The organism is Actinospica durhamensis, assembly GCF_018139695.1.
Taxonomy (GTDB): domain Bacteria; phylum Actinomycetota; class Actinomycetes; order Streptomycetales; family Catenulisporaceae; genus Actinospica; species Actinospica durhamensis.
Map to the genome: position 1 here is coordinate 1 of NZ_JAGSOG010000441.1, position 4112 is coordinate 4112.

General features: G+C 71.6%; 3 protein-coding genes. 2 read left to right on the forward strand and 1 reads right to left on the reverse strand.

The window, feature by feature from the left end:
* Positions 1-68: 68 nt before the first annotated feature.
* Both KDL01_RS39420 and KDL01_RS39425 read left to right on the forward strand, forming a co-directional pair.
* Complete coding sequence (locus tag KDL01_RS39420) at positions 69-1655, forward strand: MFS transporter (RefSeq protein WP_212533837.1); 1587 nt, start codon at positions 69-71, stop codon at positions 1653-1655.
* A gap of 136 nt (positions 1656-1791) precedes the next feature.
* Positions 1792-2616, forward strand: coding sequence for a VOC family protein (locus tag KDL01_RS39425; protein WP_212533838.1), 825 nt, complete (start codon positions 1792-1794; stop codon positions 2614-2616).
* Here KDL01_RS39425 and KDL01_RS39430 read toward each other — a convergent pair.
* Positions 2591-3889: a serpin family protein gene (locus KDL01_RS39430; protein WP_212533839.1), complete on the reverse strand. Its 1299-nt coding sequence runs from the start codon at positions 3887-3889 to the stop codon at positions 2591-2593. The genes KDL01_RS39425 and KDL01_RS39430 overlap by 26 nt on opposite strands.
* Between the last annotated feature and the right edge of the window lie 223 nt (positions 3890-4112).

A 4112-nucleotide genomic window follows, 5' to 3' on the forward strand; every position in this document is an offset into this window, starting at 1 on the left:
CCCCTACCTACCCGATTACTGATTCACGACTGATTCCGCGTCGCCGCCCGCTCCGTAGCGTCACCCCCATGACGACAACCGACCAGTGCTCGGACCGCCGAGAAGCACCTGCCGACGCCACCGCCACCCACGCACCCGCGCCCACGACCGCCACGGCCACGGCCGCGGCCACAGTCACCGCCACCGCCACCGCCACGGACCGGCGGCACAACAGCCCCTTCACCCTGTTCGTGCTGTTGATCGGCGTCTTCATGGCCCTGCTCGACTTCTTCATCGTCAACGTGGCCCTGCCGTCCGCGCAGAAGGAGCTGCACGCGAGTTCCGCGGGCATCCAGTGGGTGGTGGCCGCCTACGGCATCGCCCTGGCCGCGGGCCTGATCAGCGGCGGCCGCATCGGCGACCTGTTCGGCCGAAAGCAGTCCTTCATCCTCGGCATGCTGCTGTTCACCCTCGCCTCGGTCGGCTGCGGAATCGCCCCCAGCGTCGGCGTGCTCATCACCGCGCGGGCCGTCCAGGGTCTGGCCGCGGCCGTGTTCCTGCCGCAGATCCTCGGCATCATCGGCGCGGCCTTCAGCGGCCCCGCCCGGGTGCGCGCGTTCAACGGCTACGGCCTGACCGCGGGACTCGGCGCCGTGTTCGGCCAGCTGATCGGCGGCGCGCTGATCCAGGCGAACCTGTTCGACCTGGGCTGGCGCCTGGTGTTCTGGATCAACGTCCCGATCGGTGCGGCGGCCATCGTGCTCGCCCTGCGCGCCCTGCCCGACGTGCGCGGTGGAGCGCGCACCCGGCTCGACCCCGTCGGCACCGGCCTGCTCGGCGCGGCGGTGCTCGCGCTGATCCTGCCGTTGGTCGAGGGCCGCACCGACGGCTGGCCGGCCTGGACCTGGACCAGCCTCGCCGCCTGCCCCGCCCTGCTCGTCCTGTTCTATCTGCACCAACGCCGCCTGATCGCACGCGGCGGCGCCCCGGTGCTCAACCCGGCCCTGTTCCAGTCCCGCGCGTTCGCCGTCGGCATGCCGGTCGCGCTCGTCTACAACCTCTCCATCGCCTCGTTCTTCTTCGTCCTCGCGCTCTACCTCCAGCAGGGCCGCGGCCTCACCGCGCTCGACTCGGGCCTGCTGTTCGGCGCGGTGGGCGTGCCGTACCTCATGAGTTCGATGAGTTCGGGCAAGCTCGCCGCCCGCTTCGGCCGGAGCCTGATGGCCGTGGGCTCCGTCGTGCAGGGCGCCGGCTACGCGCTGCTCGCCCTGACCGCGCATCAGGAGGGCGCCGGCCACACGATCTGCTGGCTGATCCCGGGCATGGTGGTGGTCGGCCTCGGCATGGGCTGCGCGTACTCCCCGATGTTCGGCCTCGTGCTGGCCGGAGTCGACCCGCGCCACGCCTCCTCGGCCTCCGGCCTGCTCTCCACCGTGCAGCAGATCGGCGGCGCCACCGGCATCGCCGTCGCCGGGATCGTGTTCTTCGACCGCCTCGGCGTCCACCTCGACGCCGGCGCGTTCACCGGAGCGTTCGGCGACGCACTGATCCTGCTCACCCTCGTCAGCGCCGCCGCCGCGGCCCTGATGCTGCTGCTCCCCGACCCGCGCAAGGCCGCGCCCGCGGTGCCCGAGCCCTCGCCCACCTCGGCCGTCTCGGCCGCGTCCAACGGGTGACGCCGGGTCATTCCGATGGCGCAGTGACGCCGATTCACCGCCGGGTCCGGACCTTTCCGCCGCTAGGGTGCACTGCGAAACCTCGTCATCCAGACGATTCGTATGATTTCCCTGGCACTGCGGAAGGGTCCGGACCATGGTGGAACAGAAGGCCGCGCTGCACACCCCGTGCTGGGCGGAACTGAGCGTGCCGGACCCGGCGGCCGCCCAGCGCTTCTACGGCGACGTCTTCGGCTGGCGCGGCGAGACCGACCCGCGGCCCGAGGCCGGCGGCTACACCACGTTCAAGCTCGGCCAGTCCGCGGTCGCGGCCGTGATGCCGCTGGTCGACGAGACCCAGCCGGTGTCCTGGAGCATCTGCCTCGCCGTCGCGGACGCCGAGGCCACCACCAGCGAGACCGTCGCCCACGGCGGCAAGGTCCTGATGCCGCCGACCGAGGTGTTCGACCTCGGCAGCTACGGCATCCTGGCCGACCCCGGCGGCGCGGCCTTCGCCATCTGGCAGGCCAAGGCCTTCAGCGGCGCCGAGATCCTGGGCGACCCCAACTCGCTCGGCTGGATCGAGCTGTCCACCCGCGACGTCCCGCAGGCCCTCGAGTTCTATCCCTCGGTCTTCGGCTGGGCCACGCACCTGAGCGACTTCTACACCGAGTGGAGCCTCGACGGCACCCACTTCGGCGGTTTGGTCGACCTCAACACCCTGCCCGGCCCCGCCGCCGACGCCGCCCCGCACTGGAAGCCCTACTTCAACGTCGCCGACGTCGACGAGGCCGCCTCCAAGGCAGCCGCGGCCGCCGGCGGCGTCCTCATGCCGCCCGAGAACGTCCCCGGCGACGAGCTGCGCATCAGCGTCCTGCGCGATCCCCAAGGCGCGGTGTTCGGCGTCTTCGGCCCGGTGAAGGAGAGCGTCGACGTCGCCGGCGGGGGCGGGCGCCTCAAACTGAGCTCTCCTGCCCCATGAAAAGGATCTGCCCCGTCGTCAGGTCCCGGATCAGGTAGATGAACGGATGATCGACGGTGAACTCGGCGCTGGTCACCCTCCCCGACGTCGCGTTTATCCCCATGCCCGCCGCGGCCGCCGCCACCGTTCCCTTCTCGCCCACCGCGATATGGGCCTTCGCCGCCACCGCCGAGACGTACAGCCCCTCCTGGTCGGCAGTCAGCCCGCTCAGGTCGGCGGCGCCCGGGTCGAACAAGTCCGTGATGCCGAGCGACTTGAGCACCTGCTCGAGCGAATCCAGGCTCGAATCCGCGGTGAAGCGAGGCATCGTCAGCGCGATCGACGTCGGCTGCAGCGCAGCGAGCATCGACGTCAGCGACGCGCCGGTCAGCTTCCCGCGTAGAGCCGCGAGCGCGCCGGTGCCCGAGGCGGGCAGCAGCACGTCCATGGCGAGCTTCCCGCCCTGATACGGCAGCTGCGCCAGCTGCCAGCCGGAGCCGGACGCGTACCCGAACGTCCCGCTCCGACTCATCATCGCCGTCTTCTCGCTCGACCCGTCGCCGCGCGTGAAGACGCCCGACAGGTCCGTATCGTTCGGGTCGAAAGGCGAGGCCCAGGCCGCGTCGAGGTAGAGCGCGTCGGTCAGCACCATCCGCGTCTGGTCGGTGATGCTGCCCGGGCCGAACAGGCTCGGGATATACCCGTCGGTCTCGTGGTTCACCACCTCGTTGACGGCGTTGCGGGCCGACTCCGGGTCGCCCGCGAAGTCCACCCGGTGCATCCCCGCGCCGAACGCCCCGTCGATCACCGACAGATACGCCTGCGACGGCGTGAGGGTGTTCGCGGCCCACACGTCACTCGAGGTCCGCAGCGTGATGGAGCCCTGCTTCGCATCGGCCTGAGCCGTGGTGTCGTCCGCACCCAGCGCCGCCGCCAGCTGATCGGCCGTCAGCCCGTCCGCGCCGAGGGCAGCCGAAACCTGCGCCGCAGTCTGCCCGCGCGCGCCCGGCAGCACCATCGCCAGCAGATCGGTCAGCGTCTGCGGCGAGTAGGTGACGTCCCCGCCACCCGCACCCAGCGCCCGCAGCAGCGTCACCGCGAACGCACTGGATCCGGCCGTCGCTCGCGCCTGCTGCGCCGCGTCCACCGGAATGGCCGCCGCATGCGCCGCCAGGTCGAAACTGGTGCCCGCCGGAACCTCCGTCCCCGCACTCGAGCTCGAACACCCGGCCAGACCCCCCGCCACCAGCATCCCCGCACCGCCCACAGCCACGGCCCGCGCCCAACCCCTCATCGCAACCCTCCAGCAGGTTCTCCCGCACCCCGGCGCCGATTCGCCGAGACGGAATCAGGGTTTGGACGAAGCGAGTCCCCTTCCCGTTCCGCAGATTGCCGCAGCGCTCGGCCGCCGAGGTACCGCGACGTCGCAGTGCCCGCAGCGCGCGGCATGAGGGCAGCACGCACGGCGGCATACGGGCATGGCATAACCGCCGCACGGCCACGCCCCCGCCGTACGC

Excerpts from the sequence above, each read along its gene's own strand:
- KDL01_RS39425 (WP_212533838.1), top strand. The coding sequence starts at position 1,792 with ATGGTGGAACAGAAGGCCGCGCTGCACACCCCGTGCTGGGCGGAACTG.
- KDL01_RS39430 (WP_212533839.1), bottom strand. The coding sequence starts at position 3,889 with ATGAGGGGTTGGGCGCGGGCCGTGGCTGTGGGCGGTGCGGGGATGCTG.
- KDL01_RS39420 (WP_212533837.1), top strand. The coding sequence starts at position 69 with ATGACGACAACCGACCAGTGCTCGGACCGCCGAGAAGCACCTGCCGAC.